Source organism: Aestuariibacter sp. GS-14 (assembly GCF_006494365.1).
GTDB classification, from domain to species: domain Bacteria; phylum Pseudomonadota; class Gammaproteobacteria; order Enterobacterales; family Alteromonadaceae; genus Alteromonas; species Alteromonas mangrovi.
In genome coordinates, this window is the sequence record NZ_VHIP01000024.1 from 1 (window position 1) to 25,484 (window position 25,484).

General features: G+C 49.1%; 18 protein-coding genes and 1 riboswitch. Of the genes, 10 read left to right on the forward strand and 8 right to left on the reverse strand.

All coding sequences use genetic code 11. The features are described from left to right. Positions 1-163: 163 nt before the first annotated feature. Both modF and FJ444_RS20735 read right to left on the reverse strand, forming a co-directional pair. Positions 164-1,612: a molybdate ABC transporter ATP-binding protein ModF gene (gene modF / locus FJ444_RS20730; RefSeq protein ID WP_140961774.1), complete on the reverse strand. Its 1,449-nt coding sequence runs from the start codon at positions 1,610-1,612 to the stop codon at positions 164-166. A gap of 70 nt (positions 1,613-1,682) precedes the next feature. Further along, positions 1,683-2,447, reverse strand: a complete 765-nt coding sequence (locus FJ444_RS20735; protein ID WP_140961776.1) for a SapC family protein — start codon at positions 2,445-2,447, stop codon at positions 1,683-1,685. Positions 2,448-2,818: 371 nt separating this feature from the next. Between FJ444_RS20735 and FJ444_RS20740 the strand changes: the two genes are divergently transcribed. From FJ444_RS20740 to FJ444_RS20765, 6 genes are all read left to right on the forward strand, one after another. Beyond that, a complete protein-coding gene (locus FJ444_RS20740; protein ID WP_140961778.1) occupies positions 2,819-4,762 on the forward strand; it encodes a S9 family peptidase in 1,944 nt (647 codons plus the stop codon). 20 nt (positions 4,763-4,782) lie between these two features. Further along, on the forward strand, positions 4,783-5,994 hold the full coding sequence (locus FJ444_RS20745) for a dipeptidase (protein ID WP_255439381.1): 1,212 nt from the start codon (positions 4,783-4,785) through the stop codon (positions 5,992-5,994). 95 nt (positions 5,995-6,089) lie between these two features. Beyond that, positions 6,090-6,554: a hypothetical protein gene (locus tag FJ444_RS20750; protein WP_140961780.1), complete on the forward strand. Its 465-nt coding sequence runs from the start codon at positions 6,090-6,092 to the stop codon at positions 6,552-6,554. Positions 6,555-6,672: 118 nt separating this feature from the next. Beyond that, positions 6,673-8,037 carry a TolC family protein gene (locus tag FJ444_RS20755; protein WP_140961782.1) on the forward strand — a complete coding sequence of 455 codons (1,365 nt, stop codon included), beginning with the start codon at positions 6,673-6,675 and terminating at the stop codon, positions 8,035-8,037. 4 nt (positions 8,038-8,041) lie between these two features. After that, positions 8,042-9,859, forward strand: a complete 1,818-nt coding sequence (locus FJ444_RS20760) for an efflux RND transporter periplasmic adaptor subunit (RefSeq protein ID WP_140961784.1) — start codon at positions 8,042-8,044, stop codon at positions 9,857-9,859. A 12-nt stretch (positions 9,860-9,871) separates the two neighbouring features. Then, positions 9,872-12,994, forward strand: coding sequence for an efflux RND transporter permease subunit (locus FJ444_RS20765; protein WP_140961786.1), 3,123 nt, complete (start codon positions 9,872-9,874; stop codon positions 12,992-12,994). Between the two features lie 62 nt (positions 12,995-13,056). On the opposite strand, the gene FJ444_RS20770 is transcribed toward FJ444_RS20765, so the two are convergent. Both FJ444_RS20770 and FJ444_RS20775 read right to left on the reverse strand, forming a co-directional pair. Further along, on the reverse strand, positions 13,057-14,103 hold the full coding sequence (locus FJ444_RS20770; RefSeq protein ID WP_181405261.1) for a carboxylesterase: 1,047 nt from the start codon (positions 14,101-14,103) through the stop codon (positions 13,057-13,059). A gap of 84 nt (positions 14,104-14,187) precedes the next feature. After that, positions 14,188-15,489 carry a M20/M25/M40 family metallo-hydrolase gene (locus FJ444_RS20775; RefSeq protein WP_140961790.1) on the reverse strand — a complete coding sequence of 434 codons (1,302 nt, stop codon included), beginning with the start codon at positions 15,487-15,489 and terminating at the stop codon, positions 14,188-14,190. 189 nt (positions 15,490-15,678) lie between these two features. Between FJ444_RS20775 and FJ444_RS20780 the strand changes: the two genes are divergently transcribed. Continuing rightward, complete coding sequence (locus tag FJ444_RS20780; RefSeq protein WP_140961792.1) at positions 15,679-16,026, forward strand: putative quinol monooxygenase; 348 nt, start codon at positions 15,679-15,681, stop codon at positions 16,024-16,026. A 51-nt stretch (positions 16,027-16,077) separates the two neighbouring features. Here the strand turns inward: FJ444_RS20780 and FJ444_RS20785 are convergent, their stop codons facing one another. Then, positions 16,078-16,830 carry a glutathione peroxidase gene (locus FJ444_RS20785; protein ID WP_140961794.1) on the reverse strand — a complete coding sequence of 251 codons (753 nt, stop codon included), beginning with the start codon at positions 16,828-16,830 and terminating at the stop codon, positions 16,078-16,080. A 242-nt stretch (positions 16,831-17,072) separates the two neighbouring features. Then, positions 17,073-17,156: riboswitch (cyclic di-GMP riboswitch) on the forward strand. A gap of 123 nt (positions 17,157-17,279) precedes the next feature. Between FJ444_RS20785 and FJ444_RS20790 the strand changes: the two genes are divergently transcribed. From FJ444_RS20790 to FJ444_RS20800, 3 genes are all read left to right on the forward strand, one after another. Beyond that, positions 17,280-17,975 carry an AAA family ATPase gene (locus tag FJ444_RS20790; protein WP_140961796.1) on the forward strand — a complete coding sequence of 232 codons (696 nt, stop codon included), beginning with the start codon at positions 17,280-17,282 and terminating at the stop codon, positions 17,973-17,975. Then, on the forward strand, positions 17,935-18,282 hold the full coding sequence (locus tag FJ444_RS20795) for a replication protein RepA (protein ID WP_140961798.1): 348 nt from the start codon (positions 17,935-17,937) through the stop codon (positions 18,280-18,282). The genes FJ444_RS20790 and FJ444_RS20795 overlap by 41 nt, the downstream gene beginning before the upstream one ends. 142 nt (positions 18,283-18,424) lie before the next feature. Then, on the forward strand, positions 18,425-20,590 hold the full coding sequence (locus FJ444_RS20800; protein WP_140961800.1) for a diguanylate cyclase: 2,166 nt from the start codon (positions 18,425-18,427) through the stop codon (positions 20,588-20,590). A gap of 3 nt (positions 20,591-20,593) precedes the next feature. Here the strand turns inward: FJ444_RS20800 and prsR are convergent, their stop codons facing one another. The 3 genes from prsR to FJ444_RS20815 all read right to left on the reverse strand — a co-directional run bounded on the left by prsR (position 20,594) and on the right by FJ444_RS20815 (position 25,204). Then, a complete protein-coding gene (gene prsR, locus FJ444_RS20805; RefSeq protein WP_140961802.1) occupies positions 20,594-21,955 on the reverse strand; it encodes a PEP-CTERM-box response regulator transcription factor in 1,362 nt (453 codons plus the stop codon). Positions 21,956-21,991: 36 nt separating this feature from the next. Further along, positions 21,992-24,016 carry an XrtA/PEP-CTERM system histidine kinase PrsK gene (gene prsK / locus FJ444_RS20810; RefSeq protein ID WP_140961804.1) on the reverse strand — a complete coding sequence of 675 codons (2,025 nt, stop codon included), beginning with the start codon at positions 24,014-24,016 and terminating at the stop codon, positions 21,992-21,994. A gap of 63 nt (positions 24,017-24,079) precedes the next feature. Beyond that, positions 24,080-25,204 carry a beta-ketoacyl-ACP synthase III gene (locus FJ444_RS20815; RefSeq protein WP_140961806.1) on the reverse strand — a complete coding sequence of 375 codons (1,125 nt, stop codon included), beginning with the start codon at positions 25,202-25,204 and terminating at the stop codon, positions 24,080-24,082. Positions 25,205-25,484 lie beyond the last annotated feature (280 nt).

Here is a 25,484-nt window from a genome sequence, read left to right on the forward strand (position 1 = left end):
CCTCAGAGTGCGCGTCGTGATCTAAGTCGTTTTGACTCACTCTGAGAGGGCAAACTTCTATGCGAATTGGTATTACACACTTCGCGAGGAATTGGCAGCAAATGCAAGCAATCCGGGGATCGCACAGATTGCATTATTGCTTCGCTCCGTTCGGATAGAACGGCTATTTTGTTGCGTAATCCCGCATATCAAGGCAATGTTCAATGGCGTTGATACGATCCTCGGTGTGATGATTCACATACAGCAGGGTGGTATCGCCCTGACGAGCGAGCAAATTCACCATAGCCAGAATTTTAAGCCGGTTGGCATCATCTAAACCGTTGCACGGCTCATCCAGTATGAGCAGGCTCGGATGCTTTACCATGGCGCGCACAATGAGTGCCAATCGCTGATCACCAAACGATAACGACTGAAACGGCGTTTTTGCCAGTGACGCCATATTAATCAGTTCCAACCATGCGGTCGCCAGCTTGCGCTGAGCCAGTGTTGGTTGCTGATACAAGCCAATGCTGTCGTAGTAGCCAGATAAAATCACATCCAGCAGTGAACAATTTACCCGGTACTGCAAATGCAGACTGTTTGACACTATTCCAAGGTGTTGTTTGATATCCCAAATACTTTCTCCACTGCCACGCTGGTAACCGAATACCATCAGGTCATTGCTGTAACAAAGTGGGTTATCCCCCGTGATCAGGGTGAGTAAACAGGTTTTTCCCGAACCATTTGGCCCACTGATTTGCCAGTGTTGGCCGGGGTAAATCTCCCAGTTTAATTGCGCAAATACCGTGTTATCTCCCCAGGCTACATTACCATTCACCAGTTTTACCAAGGGGGTATGTTTATCCGACAACGTTGGCGCCCGATGTTCAGTGTCTGCAGGGGGCAATGTACTTACCTGATGCTGAATGTGGAGTATTTGGGCAAGGTGCTGGCGGTCGGCGTCGGTGATGCTTTCGCCCTGGGATTGCCAGCCAATCTGATTGTTCTCCATGAACACCAGCTTGCTTGCCCAGTTTGGTAACTCACTTAACCGATTGATTACCATGATCAGCGTACAGTGGTGTGAAAGTGTATTCAGGTAGTCTGTTAACTTTGCCACCGATTCCACGTCCAACCCGTCGAAGGGCTCGTCTAACACCAGCCATTTGGGTTCGCTCAGTAGTTGTTGTAATAGCAATACTTTGCGGGTTTCACCGGTAGACAGCGACAAAAACGCCCGCGGTAATAATGACGTAATACCCAGCATATCAGCCAGGTACTCAAGGGTTTGCAACTGTGATGCCGTTGGCTGTGGGTTGTGCTGCAAGGCGATTTGCAGTGCGCTACTGGGTGTTGGCACCACATCAAGAATATCAGCGTCGTCCTTTTTACGCTCAGCTTCAATAATCGCCCGTTGCTGCGCCACGCTAACCCATCCTATTCGGGCAGGTGTCTCTCGGGTGCCTGAAAGTAATTCTCCAGCACCCGCCATCACCGCAGCCAGCGAGGATTTACCGCTGCCATTGAAGCCGGTGATCACGAGGTGTTGTCCTTCAGAAAGCCGGAAAGACGACAAAGCAAAATGATAAGCCGGGGCAAGTTTAACAAGGCATTCAGACAATAAAATCGACATGATGTGCGCAACGTTCAGTTAAAATAAAAAAAGCGGGCTTTCACCCGCTTCTCGAATAATAAGTAAGTGCTTACTGAGCAGCTGGAGCCGGCTGTTCTTCTTTCTTAGCCGGGCCCATTTGCATAGAGCGAATTGGGTTGTCGGTTTTGTTAGACAGTTCGATCAAGCGGTTTAACTGACCCAGCGACATCATTACGGCATACATGGCACCCAGGAAACCCGCTTTGTGCAGTTCCAGTACCTGCTCGTCAGACAGTTCCATCAGTTTTTTCTCGTTGATGGTCATCATGCCGCCTACGTTACGGCCCTGGCCACTTACGTATTGCAAACGCAACTGCACATCATCCAGCAAGCCCAGTTCTACTACTTTCTTCACGAACTGCTGCGTTAGCATTTCGCTGTTAGCCAGATCCACCAACAGTTGCTGACGGCTGTTCAGGAAATCACTTGGCTCGCCGTTTTCTTTGAACAACGGTTGACCTGCGTCTTTAATTTGCTCGCTGTTCTCATCGATGTAAACGCCCAGCTTTTCGCCGTCAGGACGTACGTCAAACGGGTAGCGTACAATGTTCATTGGAATGTGTGGTGCGTTCCATTTACCTTCGGTCAGAAACAGGTTTTGACCTGGCTCCATACCCAGCATCGCAACCACGTGGTGGTTCTGAGTTTTAGGATCCTGAATGAATACCAGCGGCATAGCGCTTGCCAATTGGGCGAATTCACGGATTGACGCTGCGGCCAGGTGGGTGTTTTTTGCAAATGGGAAAGCCGGATCTACTGCAACTTTAATGTCTTTATGTTTGTTTTTATCCAGCGGTACAAAATTCATTGCCATAAGTACTATCTCAATTGTTATTTGCTTCGTTGCCACACTGCCTTAAACAGGGCAACTCTCTATCCATAATGGGGTGGTTGTAGTCATCGACAAACCGTCAATCGTGATCCATGCCAATGCAATCACAGTGAGTTTCGACGCTTTTTAGCCGAAACAGTTCCGGGCTTTTTTGCCCTATGATCCCAACCAGTCGGCGGGCAGTATGGCGTATTTCACGTCAGCCGTAAAGCCACCCTCTTACAGCCTGGAATTCACTCGACAGACAATTTTGTCGATTAACCGAAAAAAAGCACAAAGATCCAAATGCTTGGTATACCTTGGTGTAATACCAATTCGCATTTAAGCAATCATTCTCAGGGTAGCAGGTAACTATGACACTTTTACGCCAGCGTATTATCATCGGTCTATGCGCCAGTTTATTTCTTGCCGGACATTCTGCCGCCAGCGACACTTCCGCTTCAGACTGGCCTTACCCGCAGGATACGCCTGGTTCGTCAGCCCTGAACATAGGTCTGGCGGGCGAACAGCCAGTGGATATCAGTCGCTTCTTACTCTCGCGAGGGGTAAGTCAGGCAGCTATCAATCCACAAGGCACTCAACTTGCCTTTATCAGCACAGCTACCGGCGAGCGGCAGCTATGGGTGCAATCTGTTCAGGGTGGGCAGGCCACTCAGTTAACCTTTGGTAATGGTATTTCATTTTTCCGCTGGCATCCGGATGGCTCACAATTGATCTACGGCGCGGATAACGATGGCAATGAGCGGGAGGCATTTTACAGTATTCGCACCAATGGTCTTAGCGAATCCTTGTTGCTGTCTCACAGTAATGCATTTCGGCGCTTCGGTGAGTTTAATCACGATGGTACGCGATTTACTTATGCTTCTACCGAACGCAATGGCCGCGACTTTGATATTTATGAACACAATATCAACACCGGCAAATCTACCATGGTGTATCAGGCCGATTTTGGTTTCTTCCCTCATGCCTGGCAACCCAATAGCAGCAATGTCGTCGTTACCGAAACCCGAGGAGAAGATGCACAGGATGTGTTTCTGCTCGATATTCATACTAGCACCCTTACTCCATTATATACCCCCGCTGTGGCAGCCGCTTTCAGCAATTTCCACTGGAGTAGCGATGGCAAAACGCTGTATTTCCTGTCGAATCTGGACCGCGAAATGACCGCCTTGTATGAGTACAATACTGAAAGCGAAACAACCCGACTCCGTCACCAAAGCGAATTCGACCTGGACAACCTGCTAGTTTGCCACAATCAGTCCAGTCTGGTTTGGACCGAAAACAATCAGGGTTTTGACACCTTGTACACCAGCCGGTTGAATGGCTCAGGACTTCGAAAAATTGCTTTGCCCGACGGCGTTTATCAGGTTAGCTGTGCCAACAGTTCTGATGTGGTTGCGGTGGAAATCAGCAGTCCAACTTCACCGGCAAATGTGTTTGTTACCAATCTCACCGGAGAGCGAGCCAGACTGTTAGTCAGCGCTACCATGGCCGGTATTGACTCCGAACAATTGATTACACCACAGGCAATTGAATTCCCTGCAAGGGACGGCATTACGCTGCACGGTTTACTGTATTTACCGAAAGGCATGCTTAACAAAGTCCCGTTAGTTGTGGATGTGCACGGCGGACCAACCGCTCAGGCGAAACCCTCGTGGCAACCCCTCACGCAGTATCTGGTAGGAAAAGGCATTGCCGTGCTGGATATAAATGTGCGGGGCTCCACCGGTTTTGGCAAAACCTATGCCCGCCTCGATAATCAGGAAAAGCGCCTGCACAGCGTGCGGGATCTGGTTGATGCACTAGCCTATTTAAAAGGCGATCCGCGAATAGACGTTGAAAACAGCGCGGTGATGGGCGGTTCGTATGGCGGTTACATGGTTAACGCCGTAATGGGGTTGTATCCTGACGCATTCAAAGCGGGCGCGTCATTTGTAGGTGTATCAGACTGGGTGCGGGCACTCGAGGAAGCGTCTCCCGGATTGAAAGCCTCTGATCGCATAGAGTATGGCGACATTCGCGAGCCCAAATGGCAGGCGTTTTATGCTGAAAACTCCCCTATTAACACAGTACACCGCATTCAGGCCCCGATGTTTTTTGAACATGGGGTAAATGATCCCCGTGACCCGGTAACCGAATCTGATCGCATGGTAAAAGTGCTACGCGACAAAGGTTTGCCCGTCACCTATTTACGTTTTCCCGATGAAGGTCATAGCGTGAGTAAATTGGAAAATCGTGTTACCTTCTATCGGGCGTTGGCTGAATTTCTGGAACGCCATTTAACTGCACAACAATAAAACAATAGGGAACCTGTACCATGAAACATGTGTTGATGGTTGGCACACTAACAGCATTAAGCCTGTTAACCGGTTGCCAGTCCACGTCTAATGAAATCGACGCCTATAAAGGATTGTCCGTTGCTCAACAAATCGCTAAAAAGCATATTATTGTGGACGGCCATATTGATGTGCCTTACCGCGTACACGACAAATGGGTAGACGTTACCCAGGCCACTGCCGATGGCGATTTCGATTACCCGAGAGCCGTGTCTGGCGGGTTAAACGCGCCGTTTATGTCGATTTATGTACCAGCCAGCCTGGATGATTCTGCTGAGTCCACTCAGCTCGCTCACCTGTTAATTGATTCGGTTGAAGCCATAGTGGCCCGTGCGCCAGACAAATTTGCTATTGCCACCAGTGTTGCCGATGTGCGGGAACAATTTGCCAAAGGCCTGATTTCGTTGCCCATGGGAATGGAAAACGGCTCGCCCATTCAGGGCGATCTGGCCAACCTGGAGATTTTCTACAATCGCGGCGTACGATACATCACGCTGGCGCACTCCCTTGCTAACCATATCAGTGATTCATCTTATGACATTCGCCGAAAATGGAAGGGCCTGAGTCCGTTTGGGAAGCAACTGGTTACCGAAATGAATAACATCGGAATGCTGATCGACATTTCTCATGTCTCCGACGACGCCTTTTATCAGGTGATTGAATTAACCAATACACCAGTAATCGCCTCCCACTCCTCACTGCGCAGCTTTACACCAGGCTTTGAACGCAACATGACCGACGAAATGCTGGTTAAACTGGGCGAAAACGGCGGTGTGGTAATGATTAACTTTGGTTCTGGCTTTGTTACCCGTGAAGCCCGCCTGTGGAGTGACAATCGCACCAAACAGCGCAATGCGCTGGTGAAAGAGTTTGGCGAAGACAGTGAACAGGTAAAAAACTTTGCCGACCAGTACAGCCGCGAAAACCCCTACCCGTACTCCACGTTAGCAGATGTATTGGATCACATTGATCACGTGGTAAAACTGATAGGCATCGATCACGTTGGGATTGGTTCAGACTACGATGGCGTGGGTGACTCCCTGCCGATTGGATTAAAAGATGTCGCGTCTTACCCGTCTTTAGTTCAGGGGTTACTCGACCGCGGCTATGACGAAGCAAGTATTGCAAAATTACTGGGCGAAAACCTGCTTCGCGTATGGTCTCAGGTAGAAACCTATGCGGCGGCTCACTAGCCACAAGCTAAACCCGTCACAGCTGGCACAAGCATCTTGTGCCAGCAAAGCTTATTAACGTATACTGCTTTGCAGCGTAAAACATTAAGGCAACCATGCAGCGTTTAGTTTGGTATTTTTTGATTGTGGCGGTGTCATTGCTACCCTTCGCCGGGCATGCAATGGTGAGTGCTGCGCCCAAAATGCAAACGCAACACATCAAAATGGCAATGTCTGATGTCGTGCCGGATGTAATAGCAGATGCTGGTAATGCGTCTTCCATTCATCACAACGCACAAACAACCAACTCACACAGTTGCTGTCCGGAGTCCTCTTCACCGGATACTGTTACTTCAAACACTGCACCCAACTCTTCACAAAACACCGCACATAACTGCGCGATGCAAAGTGATTGCGACAATGGCGGTTGTGCCTGTAAGCACCTTTGCCAGTCACCGGTGTATATTGCCGAATCGAATTTGTTTACCAGTCCGGTTGTGGCTTTTTACTCTGCAATGCAGCTTTCACCGCAGCCATTCAGCGGTGAAATCAATTCTCCGTATCGCCCACCTATCGCCTGATTACCTCAACGTATACCAGCAGTCGCTTTTACACGACCTGCTAACGTCTAGCGCTCGCTTACCGTTATAACGCGCCTTAGACATTACCGTTAGTTCAATTCGGTTTTAGGTTTTTACAATGAAACAATCTGCATTAATTGCTGCCACGGGCGGCTTACTAATGAGTTTACTGGCTTGCCCGGCAATGGCTGAACAGCCCTCCAGCACGTCACTTAACTGGCTAATCGACAGCGCGATCAGGCATGACCTGACACTTCAACAAAGTACCCAGTCTGAACAGTCACTTACCTTGCAGCGTGACGCTGTAAGCAGCATGCCCGATCCTCGCTTTTCGCTGGGCGTACTGAATGTCCCTACCGATGGCTTTGCCCTTAACCAGGAGGGAATGACACAGCTTCGGGTTGGCGTATCCCAAATGTTCCCGCGCGGTGACAGCGTGGCTTTACAGCGCCAGCAAATGGCTACGCTTGCCAGTGCAGAACCGCTGCGCAGACAAAATCGGGAGCTGGAATTGCAACGCGATATTCAGCTAACCTGGACCGACTGGCTGGTTGCCGCCCAAAGTGCAGAATTTATTCGCGCACAGCAACAGGTGGTCGCCCAGCTGTCAGATGCGATACAAAATAGCTATGCAGCCTCGTCGGGCCCGTCACAATACGACGTGCTAAGTTCAGATGTACTCGCGCTGGCCCTTGAAGACCGTCTGGATGCTTCGCTCACCAGTCAGCAGACCGCCGTTGCGCGCTTGACATTGTGGCTACCCGCAACCGTACATCCGCAACTCACGCATTTAACACCTACCGACACCGACAGCCAGTGGTTGTCGGCTATGCAGTGGTATGGACAGCCAGACGTACCAGACTCGCAACGTTTGCTCCTGTTACAACAACACCCTGCAGTACTGCTAAAAAACACACAAATAGATACTCAACGCCTCAAACAACAGCAAGTGGCTGAGAATTTAAAACCGCAATGGGAAGTGAATGCGGGTTACTCCTACCGCCAGGACGATACCGCAAACCGCTCGCGTGCCGACTTTATTTCGGTTGGTCTTAGCGTGGATGTGCCGCTGTTTACCAAGGCTCATCACCAGCCAGCCATCGCTGCGATGGTGCAACAAACAGAAAGTATTGAAACTGAAAAACGCTGGTTGATACAACAGCAGCTTAGCGACATTGAGCAATTGACCGCACAATGGGACGGCCTGAATCGCCGTTACGTGCGCTACCGGGATTCGCTGATCCCGCTTCAACAGCAACAGTACGACGCGGCACTCAATGCCTATACCAGTGCTAATGGCGATTTTCTGGCGGTATTACAGAGCCACATTACATTGCTTGATGCTCAACTTAAACAATTATCGATTCAGGGTGAGATGGCCAAAATGGGTATAAAGATCGCCTATTACTATTCTTCCCGGGTTCCAGGCATGGTTCCCGGCATGGTTCCCAGAATGGTTCCCGAAACGGCCACACAGGAGTAACGTCATGACTTTAATCACTTCTTCAGGTTCGGTTAAACCGGTATTACTGATTACCCTACTCTTCGTTGGTATCGCAATTGGCGTAGTTGGCGGTAGTTTACTGAACTCAGACAACTCCGCGCACTCATCCATGAATGATGCGCAGGGTAAATCAGACGACGCCAACAAAATTCTCTATTGGGTTGCGCCCATGGACAGCAGTTACCGCCGGGATGGTCCGGGAAAATCCCCCATGGGAATGGACCTGGTGCCGGTTTACGCAAGCGAGCAAACTGACTCGCCTGGCACGGTATCGATTTCTCCCGTTATTGAGCAAAGTCTCGGCGTAACTACTGCCAGCGCGCAATTTGAATCTTTGTCTGAATCGGTTGCTGCACTGGGGGTAATTGGCTTTAATCAGGACAATATCATTCATGTTCACCCCCGGGTAAAAGGATGGATTGAATACCTGGGCGTTAACAACGAAGGGCAAATGGTACAAAAAGGTGAAGTGCTTTACCGGTTGTACTCGCCAGAGCTAGTGAATGCTCAGGAAGAATATCTGCTCGCACTTAACCGCAACAACCAAACGCTGATCAAAGCCGCAAGGGATAAACTGGTGGCACTGCAGTTACCTGAAAGCACCATAGAATCGGTAACCCGTAATCGCATGGTAAGCCAGCAGGTAGCGTTTGCTGCACCCCAGTCGGGCATTGTAGCCAAACTTAACGTTCGCCCGGGCTTTTACGTCGAGCCGGGGATCACCCTGATGGAAATTGCCAGTCAGGATGAAGTCTGGCTCACCACCGAAGTGCCCGAAAGACAAGCAGCCCAGATTCAGTCTGGTCAGCATGCCATGGTTACCCTGGACACGTATCCCGACCAGGTATTTCACGCAATGGTAGATTATGTCTATCCGGTAATGAACGCTGCTACCCGCACACTCCAGGTGCGCCTGCGTTTGCCCAATACCCAGAAAAAACTTAAACCCAATATGTTTGCCAATGTGGTGTTTTTAATCAGCAATGACGAAATGGTGCTCACGGTTCCACGTCATGCAGTTATCCGCACCGCGAAAAACAACCGGGTTGTGCTGGCCCTGGGCGACGGCAAATATAAATCTGTTGCAGTTACGCTTGGCAACATTAACAGCGACAGCATTGAAATTGTTGACGGATTGGAAGAAGGCGACCGGGTAGTTACCAACGCACAGTTTTTGCTGGATTCAGAAAGCGCAATCGATTCTGACTTAGCCAGATACAGTGAAGGCTCCGACAACAGCCAGAGCGACACCACTCGTGCCTGGGTGGCAGCAGAAATCAACAGTGTGGATGCTGAGTCGCGCACAGTAAACGCCAGTCATGAAGCCATTGAAGACTGGCAATGGCCCGCCATGGTAATGGATTTTGCCGTAGCCGACGACGTTGATATTAATCAGTTGGGAGCAGGCGTTACACTGCACATGGAAATTGATAAATCAGCCTCTGGTTTACCCGTTATCACTGGTATTCACATAATGTCGGGAATGGCTGGCCCGGCCATGGAAGAAAGTAGCATGAATACCAGCGCAGACACACAAGAGGTACAGTCTGCCACGGTAAATGGCGTAATTAATTACATTGACGCCGAATCACGGGTACTCAACGTGTCGCGAGGCGCCATCGAAAAATGGGGGCGTGAACCCGCCACACTGGATTTCACGGCAGACGACTCAGTGCAACTCCACAATCTCAAAGCCGGCCAGGCAATCGAATTTACTTTCGAGATCCGCGATGGCGAATTTGTGATTGTTGACATCAATGAGCAAATCAATGCCACGTCATCTGCACACGCGCATCACTAACAGGAGCCAATTGTGATAGCACATATTATTCGTTGGTCCATTGCAAACCGGGTGCTGGTGCTTATTGCCACACTCATGTTGGGTGCTGCAGGCGTGTGGTCGGTAAAACAAACACCGGTTGATGCCATTCCGGATCTGTCTGATGTCCAGGTGATCATTAAAACGTCTTATCCCGGACAGGCCCCCTCGGTAGTTGAACAACAGGTAACCTATCCGCTGACCACGGCCATGTTGTCTGTACCCGGCGCTCATACCGTGCGGGGGTTCTCCTTTTTTGGCGACTCATACGTTTACATTCTGTTTGATGACAGTACCGATATTTACTGGGCGCGCTCACGGGTACTTGAGTATCTATCACAAGTAGCTCCTACGCTGCCTGACACGGCAACACCGCAGTTGGGTCCGGACGCAACCGGTGTAGGCTGGGTTTACATCTACGCGTTATCCGACCCAACAGGGAAGCTGGATATAGCAGGACTCACATCACTCCAGGACTGGTTTCTGAAATACGAACTGCAAACCGTTCCGGGTGTAGCAGAAGTCGCCACGGTGGGCGGCATGAAGAAGCAATATCAGGTCGTCATCGACCCACTCAGATTACAGGCGTATAACCTGCCACTGAGCAGTATTGAACGCGCCATTACTCGTGGTAACCAGGAAGTTGGCGCTTCTGTTGTTGAAATGGCTGAAGCCGAATACATGGTAACCGTAACCGGTTATTTGCAATCACAAGATGATTTACGCCAGGTTGTGCTAGGCGCAACGCCCGATGGCACGCCGGTATTACTGAGTGATGTCGCAGAAATTCGCCTTGGACCAGCAGCACGCCGTGGCATCGCAGAACTAAATGGTGAAGGTGAAACCGTGGGAGGCATCATTGTTATGCGCTATGGTGAGAACGCAGAGAAAACCATAGCCGGTGTAAAATCTGCCTTGCAACGACTACAGACTGGCCTGCCAGATGGTGTAACACTCACGACTGTGTATGACCGTTCCAATCTGATCACTAAAGCCGTCGATAACCTGTGGGATAAACTCATTGAAGAACTGGTTATTGTGGCGCTGGTGTGTGGTTTATTTTTACTTCACCTGCGCAGTGCCATTGTGGCTTTGGTTACCCTGCCACTGGGGATTCTTGCAGCCTTTATTCTGATGCACCTGCAAGGATTAAATGCCAATATTATGTCGTTGGGCGGCATTGCCATTGCCATTGGTGCGATGACTGATGGCGCCATCGTGTTAATTGAGAACTTCCACAAACACCTGGAAGATCCGGCCAACCGTGACCGCGACCGCTGGGAGCTGGTAGCAGAAGCGGCCGGGGAAGTTGGCCCAGCCCTGTTCTTTAGTTTGCTGATCATTACCGTGAGCTTTTTGCCGGTGTTTATTCTGGAAGCCCAGGAAGGCAGAATGTTTGCTCCCCTTGCCTACACCAAGACTTATGCAATGGCCGCAGCGGCAGGACTGGCAATTACACTGATCCCGGTGCTAATTGGTTACTTTATTCGCGGTAACATTATGCCTGAGGCCAAAAACCCGGTTAACCGGGCTGTGCAAGCCATCTATCAACCAGCCCTACAAACTGTGCTGCGCTTTCCCAAATCCACGGTTACCGCTGCGCTGTTGTTAGGGGTGATCGGTTTCTATCCGGTTACCAAGCTCGGCAGTGAGTTTATGCCACCACTGGATGAAGGCGATTTGATGTACATGCCTACCACCTACGCCGGTGTGTCAATTGGTGAAGCACGACAAATTCTGCAGCAAACCGACAAGCTCATTCGCACCATGCCCGAAGTGCAAACGGTATTTGGTAAAGTTGGCCGGGCGGAAACGGCTACCGACCCAGCGCCCCTCACCATGATTGAAACCTTTATTCAGTTAAAGCCACAATCTGAATGGCGCGAAGGTGTAACAACCGATTCACTAAAAGCTGAATTTGACGCACTTGTGCAATTTCCGGGATTAACCAACGCATGGGTAATGCCTATTAAAACCCGAATCGACATGCTGGCTACGGGCATAAAAACCCCGTTGGGTCTGAAGATTTCGGGCCCCGACATCACGGTTATTGAACAGCTCGGCAAAGACGTTGAACGAATTCTGGGCGATTTGCCCGGCACCGCTTCAGTATACGCAGAGCGAGTCGCCGGTGCGCGCTATATCACGCTCGACGTTAATCGCTATGCCGCTGCGCGATACGGCATGAATATCGCCGATGTACAGCAGGTAATTAGCACGGCTGTTGGCGGTAAAAAGGTTACCACTACCGTAGAGGGGCTGGAACGCTATTCGGTGAATATGCGCTATCCGCAAACATACCGGGACTCACCGGAAGCGATGGCTGATTTGCCGTTGATAACGCCTAACGGCCAGCGTATTACGCTGGGTGATGTGGCTGATATCAACATTACTCAAGGACCCCCAGCGTTAAAAAGTGAGAACGCCCGGCTAACCGGTTACACCTTTATTGATTTAACCACCAGCGATATTCAGACCTATGTTGCCAATGCGAAATCTGCACTGGACGCCCACCTGACCCTGCCTGCAGGCTATAGCCTGAAATGGGCGGGACAGTATGAATACATGGAACGGGCCAAGCAAAAGCTCACCTATGTACTGCCTCTCACTCTGGCCATTATCGTGATCCTGTTGTTTATGAGTTTCCGCAACATGGTAGATGTGGCGATTGTGTTGGGCACCCTGCCGCTGGGCCTGATTGGCGGCTTCTGGTTGCTTTACTGGCTGGATTACCAACTGTCAGTGGCCGTTGGGGTAGGCTTTATAGCCCTGGCGGGGGTAACCGTAGAAATTGGGGTGATCATGGTAGTGTATTTAAACGACGCCTGTAAAACCCTGGCCCGTCATCATGCGTTAATCACCACCGACCTATTGCGCGACGCCGTGGCCGAAGGCGCTTTAAAGCGTGTCAGACCGGTATTAATGACAGTAGCAACGGTGATGATTGGGTTATTGCCTGTTATGGCAGGAACCGGCACAGGCTCCGAAGTAATGAGCAGAATTGCCACCCCGATGGTAGGCGGTATGGCAAGTGCACTGGTGTTATCGTTATTGGTGATCCCGGCTTGCTTTTACCTTGTGCAGGTTCGCCGAATGGCGAAACAGCTGGCAAAATAGCAAAACAATCAGGCCGCTTTACCGGCGGCCTACAATACCAATTCGCATAGCAGTTGGTATGACTATCGAACGGCTAGAGAAAACTCCACAAAACCACGCAGTGCGCGCATCATGGGGAAAAACTGGGGGTTTACCTGAGGTACCGCACAGGTCTCGCTCAAATCTGCCCGATTGCGATCAAAGTGCATATTCTCCAGCAACAACCTGTTTACCACCAAATCCGCATGACATACATTCTCTGCAGCATCAATGACATAGAAAGTGTTATCAGCATTCACCGACCTTAGTAACGATTGCACCCCTTCGATGGGAGTGGTTTGGTCGGCTTCAGAGTGAGCAATAAACACCGGGACATCAATAGTACCACCGGCATCCAGACGCTCGCGGATATCGCTGATCAATGACATTAACTCCAACCCCGCGAAACTGGCCACATTGGGATACTTTTGTGGATTTGGACCATCGGTCTGATACTCGCCATCCAGTAGCTTTGCCAACCAGCGTACTCCCCAAATTTTCGACAACGACTCCACATTGCCATTCAGCGCCAGCGCACCGGAGAACAACAACAGCCCCTGCACGTTATCCGGGTGAGAAAGCGTATAATCTACTGATAACGCGCCGCCAGTAGAAAATCCACCAATAACCACTTTACCGGTACTGCTGGCTGACAGGCCCAGCGATACAACGTCACTCACATGAGCCTGCCAGCGTTCTGACAACTGATCATCTTCCATATCGGCATCGGCCTGTTGCAAACCGTGCCCGGGTAGCAAGGGCGCAACAACGGTATAACCCATGCTATAAAGCTCATCTGCAATGGCTGTTACAAAATAGGGCGAGTCACTTAAACCGTGTATTAACACCGCCACCGGACTTTCCGGTACTTGCTGCATCAAAATAAATGGCGCATTACCGTCGCCACGCAGCGCATCAGAGCACACTGCAAAGCGATTGGTACTGGTATCAGCACATTTTCTGACGTCACCTAATGACTCGTCATACAATGCCTGAAAGCCATTGGTAAGTTCAAAGGCAGACCGGGCCATCACAGGTGCACTGAGCAACAGTGCACCACATAGTGCTGTGAAAGATTTAAGTGAAAACAAAGTGTACTCCGCTAACAAATTTGCGCCTACTATGGGCATCTTGCCACTTAATTGCAACCGAACAACACCAGAGCACAACTTGCATTAGGGTTTATATAACCGATACATCAGAATAGCCGCTTTTTTCGCTTGCAACGGTAATGCAGGTAATACCGCCACTTCCTTTACCGTGTGATTACCTGAACCACTCATTCCCAGTCCATCCAGTGCCATATCAACATGATCAGCTGCAAATGACACATCGGCTGCACCGGCATTAATAGGATCAACGGAAGTCACTTCGCCCTGGCCCAAATCAACACTCACTGCACTGTACATTTTTAGCAGCTTCATGTTGCCTTCCGTTGGTGCCATGGCCGGATATCCCTCGCCAAACTGAATAACCGCACTGGTTTTCGGCAAGTTGCGAGACACTATAGTCTGCATTTTTTGCTGTACCCGGGTTAATTGCTCCTGGCTGATCGCGCGAATATCTCCCGTTACCACAGCGTGCTCAGCCACCACATTGTTCTTACCAAACGCCGTGCCCTGATTGCCCGCTCTGTCGTGCTTTACGTCAGTGCCACCCAACATTCGCCCTGGATTAAAGGTCAGCATGGGCTCACTTCTTAGCTCTTCGTAAAACTGATTCAAAATCCGCGAGGTTTCGTAAATAGCACCAGCACCAATATTGGGTTTGAACACCTGTGATGAGTGCGAAGACACGCCAGTAACGGTTAATGTCCAGTCCACCGAGCCACGGCGGGAGGTATTCACTGTCTTTGGGTTGCCATCGCCATTTTCAAAACCCAGAGCAATGTCAGCCCATTTAGCCGCTTCGATTAACGAAGCCTTGGATAAGTTTAACGGCCGGCCACTGAGCTCTTCATCGCCTGTTAGCACCACTTTGATATTCATTTTCTTCAGCACACCAATACTCGCCAGAGCACGCAGCGCCTCCAGCATAATAATATTGCCGCCTTTCATGTCTGACACACCAGGACCGCTCATCGTATTTTTGTCGATATAGGTGACACGCTGAAACGGGCTATCTGGCTCAAATACGGTATCCAAATGGCCAATCAGCAACATCTTAGGGCCAGAACCACCTTCGATAGTCGCAACCAGGTGACCAGCCCGTTTAAATGCGCTGCCATCCACAAACTGCGCAGTAAAACCAAGCGCTTTGAATTCCGGTAACAGGTGTTCTGCAACGGCTTTGACACCCGCAAAGTTCATGGTGCCACTATTAATGCTGACGCTCTTTTCAAGCAATTTAATAGCGTTGGCCTTGTTTTTATCAATTGCATTGATCATGGCTTTTTCTTCGGAGCGAACAGCAGAATGCGCCGAAGCAGACACAAGCAGGCCGATTACACCCGCGCTGATTAATTGCTTTAGTTTCATGTTACCTTCCCTAATGTTTAACCGGTGTTCAGCGTAATATTACAGAGATAAACCCGATATTCGAGTATGATGGCGATGAATGATTGTTTATATCTGTCAGGTTACCTTTAATACCAACTCGCATACGGGCTAACTACAGGTGCCCTGGTATAGGTAACCCACACAAAAACGCTCAACTCAGGAGTTATTATGTCTAAGAAAGTGTATTGTTGCGCACAATTTTTACCCAAACCCGGCAAAGAAAAAGCCCTGTTTGAAGTACTTCAACGTCTGGAACCCAATACGTTAAGGGAAGACGGCTGCATTCAGTACATTGTGACGCGACATATCACCAGCCCGTTTGCCGAGGGCAACAGCTTTCCTATTGTGTTTAACGAAATCTGGGCCGATATGGCGAGTTTTGAAGCACACTGTCAGCGCAGTGAAATTGCGACATTTTTTGCGAAATATTGTCAGGCTGAGGATGGCTTAGCTGAAGACTGGAATGTGTGTATCTATACCGACGAACCAACGGACTACGATGCGCCCGTGTTGTAGAAGTTAATCAACATAGCGGCTCGTTACATGAGTAACGAGCCGCTGTTGTATTTATGCCTGCGCGGCAAAATACACTTCTAAATCATCGCTGCCGCCAATGTGTTTTCCGCCAATAAATACCTGCGGTACAGTAGTGCGCCCGCTGATGGCTTTCAGAGACGTGAGTGTTGCTCCCTGCCCCATAACAATTTCTTCGTAACGGTAACCATGGTGTTGCAACAACGCCTTCGCCTTAGCACAGTAAGGACAACCCGGCTTGGTCAGTATCGACACAGGCTCCTGTTTAACCGCATTAGGCGCAATATAACTCAGCATAGTATCGGCATCAGACACTTCGAAAGGGTCGCCCGGCTTGTTAGGCTCAATAAACAATTTGTCTATTACACCGTCTTTAACCAGCATTGAGTAGCGCCAGCTGCGTTTGCCAAACCCCAGATCGGCTTTGTCTACCAGCATGCCCATACCATCGGTAAACTCACCATTGCCATCCGGAATGAGAGAAATATTTTCTGATTCCTGATCAGCAGCCCAGGCATTCATTACAAAGGTATCATTTACCGATACGCATACAATCTCATCTACACCGTTTTGCTTAAATACGTCGGCCAGTTCGTTATAACGCGGCAAGTGGGTTGAAGAGCACGTGGGCGTGAAGGCCCCCGGTAGCGAAAACACCACTACAGTTTTGCCTGCAAAAATGTCGCTGGAAGTGCGGTTTATCCATTGCTCGCCTTCGCGAATTGCAAAGGTAACGTCAGGTACTTTTGTACCTTCGCGTGATGGTTTATCTACGGGGTGTGTCATGGTCATCTCCTTAATTGATGTCTCAAGTATAGCTGCCAAAAAAAACTATGAAAGCGAAAATAGTCCATTGTTTTAATCTAAAAATCCAATTAGATAACCTTGCACCATGATTTGCTATTGGTATACGGAACAATCCCTTTTTATGGTTTGCAATGCGTCAATGGCATAGCGATACAGCGCAGCTTTGCTTATGCTATGTCACGTAAGGTGTATCACAGGTATCAGTGTTTCACTTTGCAAGCGTTTGAAAAAGGCAAAACGCGACGAAAGCGCGTGACGCAAAGCCTCCGGTCTTCATCATCTGATATGATAGCGGGGCTACCGAACACATAGGTTTTGACAACACCAGCTGTTGCAATACCCATAACGATGTTCACTTTTTCATTGTGTAATGACCATTACAGCGAGCTTCAAACTGTATATGCGAAGCTCCAATGAGGATTGAACCAATGATGATTCTAGTCGGTGGCGAAAAAGGCGGCAGTGGCAAAAGCTGTCTCGCCCAAAACATCGCTGTTTACCTGCGTTGCGAAAAGAAAGCCAGCGTTCTGATGGTGGATTGTGACCCACAGCGCACCACGTCAGACTGGGCGCAGGAACGCAGCAGTAATAATGCACTCCCCAATATTACCTGTATCCAGTTATACGGAAAAATTCGCAACGAATTACTCAGTTTAAAAGAGCGTTACGACTTCGTGGTGATTGACTGCGGCGGGCAGGATAATCTGGCATTGCGCTCATCTATGGCAGTAGCTGACCATATTCTTATCCCATTGCGCCCCAAACGCCGCGACTTGAAAACCGTACCGCATATGGAAGACATTCTGTCGACCTGTAAAATGGTTAATCCCAGAATGAACGCCGCCTTTGTGATCACGCAATGCCCTTCATTGCCGAGTCTGGCATCGCGTATTCTGGAAGCTAAAGAGGTTTGCCGTTCGTTTGAAGTACCCGTATTAAATTCGGTGACCTTTAGCCGGAATATGTATGACGACTCCGAAGAGTCCGGACGCTCGGTATTGGAAAGTGAGCCAACAGGCAAAGCCGCTATTGAGATCAGAAGTATTATTGAAGAGCTACTGGCCCGCAGAAAGGGGGAACAAAATGAGCCTACTCAATCTGTCGTGTACCACGCCGCGAGCTAGTGGCACTAATGCTGTACCCGTGACTGCCGATACATTTATAGATGAGGCATTGCACTACGCCAGTGGACAGTCGTGCGCGCTTTCAGTTGCAACGGCACAGCTCTCTAAAAAGGTGAGTGCAACAACGGCTGCTACTGAAGAAGCTGAAGCCGAATTGTCACTTCAGCCTATGCGCCGCGCTACGTTTACGCTTACTGAAGAGTGTATAGCGCAGTTGCAAGCAATCTCGGATCAGAGCGGGGTGGCTAAATCCAAACTGATCCGGCTATGGATAGCACATTTTTCTCGTACAAGGAGTGACTGGTAGTGTTGCATTCAAATCAAACAACTGATTAAATTTCCAACATTTAAAAGGCTATATAGCCTATACTAAAGTATAAAGACAGATAGCACGCAGATGTATGTAGTAGCGGTTCTAGCAACAAAGAAAAGCGGTGTAAAAGGCATTTATGATAACCCGTGGCAGTTTAAATCTGCTAATGCTGTGTTTGTTCGCACTTGTGTTCACCTTGGTGTCAGCACAGGCGAAGGGGCATCCTCTGCAACATATCTCTCTGGACAGCGAGCATTATGGCGGCGGTTCATCCGGCGTCCAGCTACTCGTGGCGCAGGGCAATATTCAGCAGGCCGAACAGCAAATTGTAGACGCTCTGGCGCAGGCTCGCGCTAATAATGACGACAATGCGGTAGCGTTGGGTGTGCACGCGCTCGGCCATTTATCACTGCTTAAAAACCTCTATCCGTTAGCCTTAACTCAGTTTCAAACCAGTCTTAATTACTTTAAAAGTACTAATCAGTCGCTGGCCATCGCTGACCTTTACACCGATATCGGCAGAACATACCGGGTAATGGGGCTGTATCAGTCTGCCCTCAGTTATTTCAATCTTGCCAAAGAAATTTATCACCAGCAAAACCGTAACGATGGTATTGCACTCCAACAGCTTGAAATTGGCGTTTCACTTCGCCAGCTTGGACAGTTTGAGAGTGCGCTGAGCCAGTTAGAAAGGGCACTGCCCCTGCTTCGCGAAACAAATGACAATGCCGCAAGTGCACTCGCGCTAATGAATATTGCCCGCGTTTACAGTGATGTTGGTAAAAACGATCAGGCTTTACTGTACTTAAAAGATGCCGAGCAACTCATCCGCACCCTTTCGATGTCGTTGTTAAATGCAGAACTGGGGTATCACCTTGGCAAAGTGTATGCATCGGTAGGCAACTACGACGATGCGCTGCGGTATCTCAACAGCAGTATTGAAGGCTTCTCTAAACTAGGCGCATTGTGCGACAAAGGAAAGGCCACCGCGAGTTATGGCGAAGCGCTTATAGCCAGACAACAATACGCACAGGGACGTCAATTACTGTTAAAAGAACTGACCGATGCAACCGCGAACAACTGTACAACATTGTTAACCGATATCCATCTGGCACTGGCCGATGCGTATTTACCCGGCGACCAGGAAAAAGCGCAGTATCATATCGAAGCCGGTCTGGAACAGGCTATAGACAGAGAAGAGCTGTATACGCAGTCACAATTCCAGGCGGTCAGGGTGAAGTTGTATGTGCAACAACAGAACTATGAGGCGGCGTTCGAGGCGTTACAGCGTCAGCGCAAGCTGGAATCTACCAGTCTTGATCAACGCCGTTCACTGGCCTTATTGTATCTTCAGTCACAGATCGATGCCGAACGACAGGCTCAGGCACTCACCCTACTCAGTAAAAATCAAGCTATCGAGCTGTCAAAGGCTGAACAACAACAGCTCAGAACTAAGATGCTCTATGGCTCATTAATGGCCTCACTGTTGTTTGTGTTTTTATTTTGGAGCAGGGTAAATCAAAAACAACGCTCCAGCCTGCTAAAACGTGAAGTAAAACGACGAACCCAGGAACTTGAAATCAAAAACGCAGAGCTTGAAAGTGCCTATCAGGCATTGGAGCGCGCCAGCTTGTTGGATCCGCTTACCGGCCTGTATAACCGTCAGTATCTCAATAACCAGCTACCTCAGGAAATTCACCGCGCGCAACAAAACTATTTAGTTCACAAGCCTGTTGGCGCCGATGCTGCCAATGCAGATTTGGTGTGTTTTCTGCTGGATATCGATAACTTCAAGCACATTAACGACACTTATGGCCATCTCGCCGGCGACCGGATACTCATTCAGTTAAGCAAGCTGCTGCGCTCGGTTTTCAGGCCGTCTGACATGCTGATACGCTGGGGTGGGGAGGAATTTCTGGCGGTTTGCCGCAATACCAGCCGGCTAGAAGCGGTAACCCTGGCAACGCGACTACATCAGTCCCTGCATCAGGAATCGTTCTCGTTAAACGATCAAACACGATTGAAGATCACCTGTTCGATTGGCTTTTGTGTATTGCCACTCTATCCGGATGATCCCACAAAGTTGGAATGGAGTGAGTATTTTGCCATTCTCGATGATTGTTTATATGCGGCTAAGAGCTCGGGAAAAGATTGTTGGATTGGCTTGCTGGGCGAAAAATCGCGCTCACAGCACCAATCACACCAGCTTTCGCCTTTAGAGGAAAAGTACAACTTGCCGCCAACACGCATTCAAACGTCGTTGAATCACCTGTCGGCGGTAAACTGGAATTGCGCTGAATGAGCGTTATACGCCGGTTTTCAGGTCTTCCAGATGGTATTTATCTATCAGGGAATACAACGTAGGGCGGGTAACACCCAGCAGCTCTGCCGTTTTTGACATATTTTTGTCGGCACGCTGATACGCTTTGCGAATAGCCCGGCTTTCGGCCTGCTCTCGCACTTCGCGCAAATTCAGCGTATCACTTTCAAATTCGGTGGTAGGCACTCGTAACCCCAAATCTTCAGGCTGAACTACCGTACCTTCCGCCATTATAACGGCCGACTTCAGCTTATTTTGTAGCTCGCGAATATTACCAGGCCACTTATGTGCCAGTAATGCCTGAATTGCACCATCGCTGAAGCTTTTCGCTTTCGCATTAAATTCTTCCCGGTACTGATTCAGAAACGTGCGGGCTAATAAAACGATGTCCTGATCGCGTTCGCGTAGCGGAGGAATATTAATTGGAATTTCGCCTATACGGTAGAATAAATCTTCCCGGAAACTTTCTTCTGCAACCATGGTTTGCAAATCCCTGTGTGTAGCGCAAATCACCCGAATATCGACAGGAATTTCAGTGCGGCCCCCCACTCGTTCAATGACCCGCTCTTGCAGGAAACGCAGCATTTTGGCTTGCAGTCCAATTGGCATATCACCAATTTCATCCAAAAATAATGTGCCGCCCTGAGCGGTTTCAATTTTGCCCAACGTGGTTTTATTGGCACCGGTAAATGCCCCTTTTTCGTAACCAAACAGCTCACTTTCCAGCAAGTTTTCCGGAATTGAAGCACAGTTAATCGCTACAAAAGGCTTGTCCTTGCGTGGGCTATGCTCGTGAATACTGCGGGCAAACACCTCTTTACCCGTGCCGCTTTCCCCCAATAACAGCGTACTGATATCGGTACCGGCAATCTTTTCCGCCTTACGCATCACCAGTTGGATAGCTTCGCTGTTGCCGATAATCCGCCCCATTGACGGCCGGGTTTTGGCCAGAATGCGGTTTTCGTCTTCCAGTTTCGACAGGTTTAACGCCCGGTTCACCAGCAATTTAATGGTGTCTGAATCAATGGGCTTTTGATAAAAATCGTAAGCGCCCAGATCAATCGCTCTGAGTGCGTTCTCTTTATCGTTGTTGCCCGTCACCACGATCACTTTAGTTCGTGGCGACAAAGCCAGTATTTCTTCGAGGGTTTTTAGCCCCTCAGAGGCGTTGGCAGGATCTGGAGGAAGCCCCAGGTCCAGTGTAACGACACTGGGTTCAAAGCGCCGAAGCTGTGCAATAGCAGACTGCCTGTCGTCTGCAAACACCACGTTATAATCGGTTAAGCTCCATTTTAACTGCTTCTGAATGCCTAAATCATCATCAACTACCAGAATGGTGTCAGCCATGTTTATTTTTCCATTTCGTTCCGACCACGAGGGTATTTATTCGATTGGGAAGCCCAGCGTAAAGCAGGTTCCCATTCCCGGTTGGCTCTGCACCTGCAAGTAGCCCCCTATGGATTCCATATATGTTTTTGCATCGTATGCACCAATCCCCATGCCCGCATTACCTTTAGTGGTATCAAACGGCTTAAACAAACGGGTTTTAATAAACTCTGCATCCATGCCACACCCGGTGTCTTCAATGAAAACCAACTGATACCCGTGCTGCGAATCGAGCACAATGGTAATGTCTATCTGGCCGTCGTCCGGTGTAGCCTGCTGCGCATTGCTAATGAGATGATACATGACATTAGCGAATTTTTCCTGATCAACCACCACTCCCGTTTCATCCTTTAGTTGCATAACGGGCAAGGGTTTGAGTGACTGACAGCGCTGCGCAATAACCTGTGAAATGAGTTCGGATAAAGTATGAGTGGCATCAACGCCGCTTTCATCGACTTGTTTTTCCGTTAACTGGCGTAGCATCCGATCCATACGAGCCTTGGTATGATGCAATGTTTCGAAGGTATCTTCAATAAATTCAGGATTATCTTTGTGCTTTGCTGCGTTGCACAAAATCAGATCGATTTGTGCCAGCACATTCTTCAGATCGTGCAGTACAAATGCTGCCATTCGATTAAATGCAGCAAACTGGGCATTTTCAGCTAACGACTGAGCCGCTTCATGAAAATTAATAAAGTTGGCAATCTGGTTGGTCACTGCATTCAGGTAATCTCTTACTTCCCAGTTGAGTGACACTTTGGGCCGGTCAACGGCGCTAAGCAAAGCCAGCCCCCACATTTTATCTTCTTTAATGAATGGCAACACCAATTGCAGTTGGGTTTCTTCAACCACTTTTGCAGGCAATTGCAATCCTTCGTAGTTAAACGGCTTATTGCGGTATTCTTCAAGATCGACCATCCAGCCTGTGCGCTCGCAATAGTCCCACAAAGAGGTTAGCGCCGGTTCGGCTTGTTCCAGTGGTATAAAGAACTGATCACTTACCAGCGTAAACCGACCACCTTGTTTTTTAACCAACGCGCCGCTGTCGTAGTTGACGGCCCCCATTACACCTTCCAGTGCAATCTGATACACATTGGGCAACGATTGGTCGGTATTGGCCAGCACGTTAGTCAGTTTTACCCATTCTTCGCGGTAGTCAAACTGATTGGCAAAAAAGTGTTTAGTAATAAATATTTTGATGCGCGTGCGGAAGTTGTTCGACAAAAACAGCGTTGCCAGCATTACCAAAGACAGTGCAATCAGAATTATCTGAACGGTACTGCCCCAACTCCAGCCCAAATAATTGATAACATACCCTAGCGTTGCCATGATGAACAAATACACACCTGCAACCAATAGCAAGCTGCTGTGCAGTACCACGTCCCGGGAAATGAAAATATTGACACCCCAGTGTTTTACACGGCGGGTGGCAATAACCAAAAAGGGTAGCATCAGCAGATAAATGTAACCCCGGGCAGCAATGAATCCAGGTTCAACCTGTGCGATCATGGTCGCGTTGGCATAGGACACAAACTCAAACAAGTTGGTCGCGCCCAAATACAATGCCAGGGGTTTATATGCCCACTGTTCATCGCCCACCTGTCGATACAACACTTCCAGCAGAATAAGTACTTCAAGGGCAATCAGGGTTTGAAGTAAGAAATGCCAGGTAATGTCGGTTCTCACTACCCAGGGCAAGATCAGCGCAGCCAGTGGCACCGATAACGCCATTAACGTGGCAGGTTGACGTAATACCTGCCAGATATTCTGAAAGTCAGGCTTTAAACAACCGGCAATAAATAACAGCCAGATCGACTGCTTAATACTGTCGGCCTGGAGCAAGTGAATCACATCCAGCGGGCCGCTGAGCACACTGATAAAGCTCATCGACCACACCATGGTGAACAGCGTTGCCAGACTAAGCAGGTACTTTGCCAGGCCCGGCTTTCTCACCGTAAATAGCAGCAACAACAACACCAGATAGCCGGCGGCGTTCAGCCCATATCCAATATCAGCAATCATCTGTCACCACCCGATGCTTGTCCCTGTAACCGACTGTTTAACGAGGGCATGTTGCCCTGGTATTTAACGCTTTTTAATCACCAGACTGCCGATTGAATAACCAGCGCCAAATGAACAAATTACCCCTACGTCACCCGCTTGTAAATCCTGGTGATGCAACGCAAACGCGATAACCGAACCCGCCGAGGCAGTATTGGCATATTCATCCAGAACGATTGGCGCTTCCTGCTGGGAAGCGTCACGTCCTAACAGGCGTTTGCAAATTAAGGTATTCATATTGATGTTCGCCTGATGCAACCACCATCTGGCCACGTTTTCTGGCTGATAGCCATGCGATCCTAAATGCGCTGCGATATGATCGGCCGCCATCGGACACACTTCTTTAAATACCTTGCGGCCAGCCTGATGAAACAGCTTATCCGGCCCAAACGGATCGGCGTCGTTTGCACGACTGATATACCCAAAATTAGAGCGAATATTATTCGAAAAGACCGTTTTGGCTTTGGTACTTAAAATATCAAATGCGTTGTCAGTTGTTACCGTATCGGCCGATTCCAGCACGGTAGCGGTGGCAACGTCACCAAAAATAAAATGACTGTCGCGATCGGTATAATTAATCTGCGGTGACACCAGTTCAGGATTGATTACCAACACGCATTTTGCATTACCCGATGCAATCATTTCCCAGGCGCGATGCATGCCAAACGTCGCGGCGGAACAAGCCACCAGCATATCAAAGCCAAAACCATCGATGCCCAGCGCATCCTGTACTTCAATGGCAATAGCAGGATAAGCGCGTTGTGTATACGCGCAGGACACAATAACAGCATCCACATCTGCCGGTGTTTTGTTGGCGTCTGCCAGAGCGAGTTTGGCAGCCTCTATGGCAATTTCAGCCTGATTGGAACGTTCATCTTCGGCCCGCTCAGGAATGGCAGGACGCATGCGATTAATATCCAGCGCGCCATCTTTACAGTAAATGTAACGGCTTTTAATACCCGATGCTTTTTCAATAAATTCTGCACTGGAGTGCGGTTTCGCTTCCAGATTACCGGCTGCGATGTCCGCTTCGTGTTCGGCGTTATAGGCATCTGCCCAGGCATTGTAACTGTCGACCAATTCTTCATTGGTGATTTTGTTCGGTGGTGTCCACAGGCCGACACCGCTTAACACTACAGATGAGTTCATATTATTTTTCTGTCTCAATTCAATTCCGCGCTGCATTAACCACATAATACGCAGGGCTGTTAGATTCGCTTAAGCTTATCCTTTTGAGCGGGAAATGTCATGATCTGGTATCGATGTTTGGCGTAAACGTTGCTAATTCATCCGCTGGTATTTACATCTGGTTAAACTAGGGTGTGTTGATCTTTGCTGTATGATTTTGCAGTAGTCTGTGCGACGTTTATACAATGAAGCGCAAGTGAAGTGTAGTCATCTACATGAACTTGGGCTGAAGCAGTAGAAA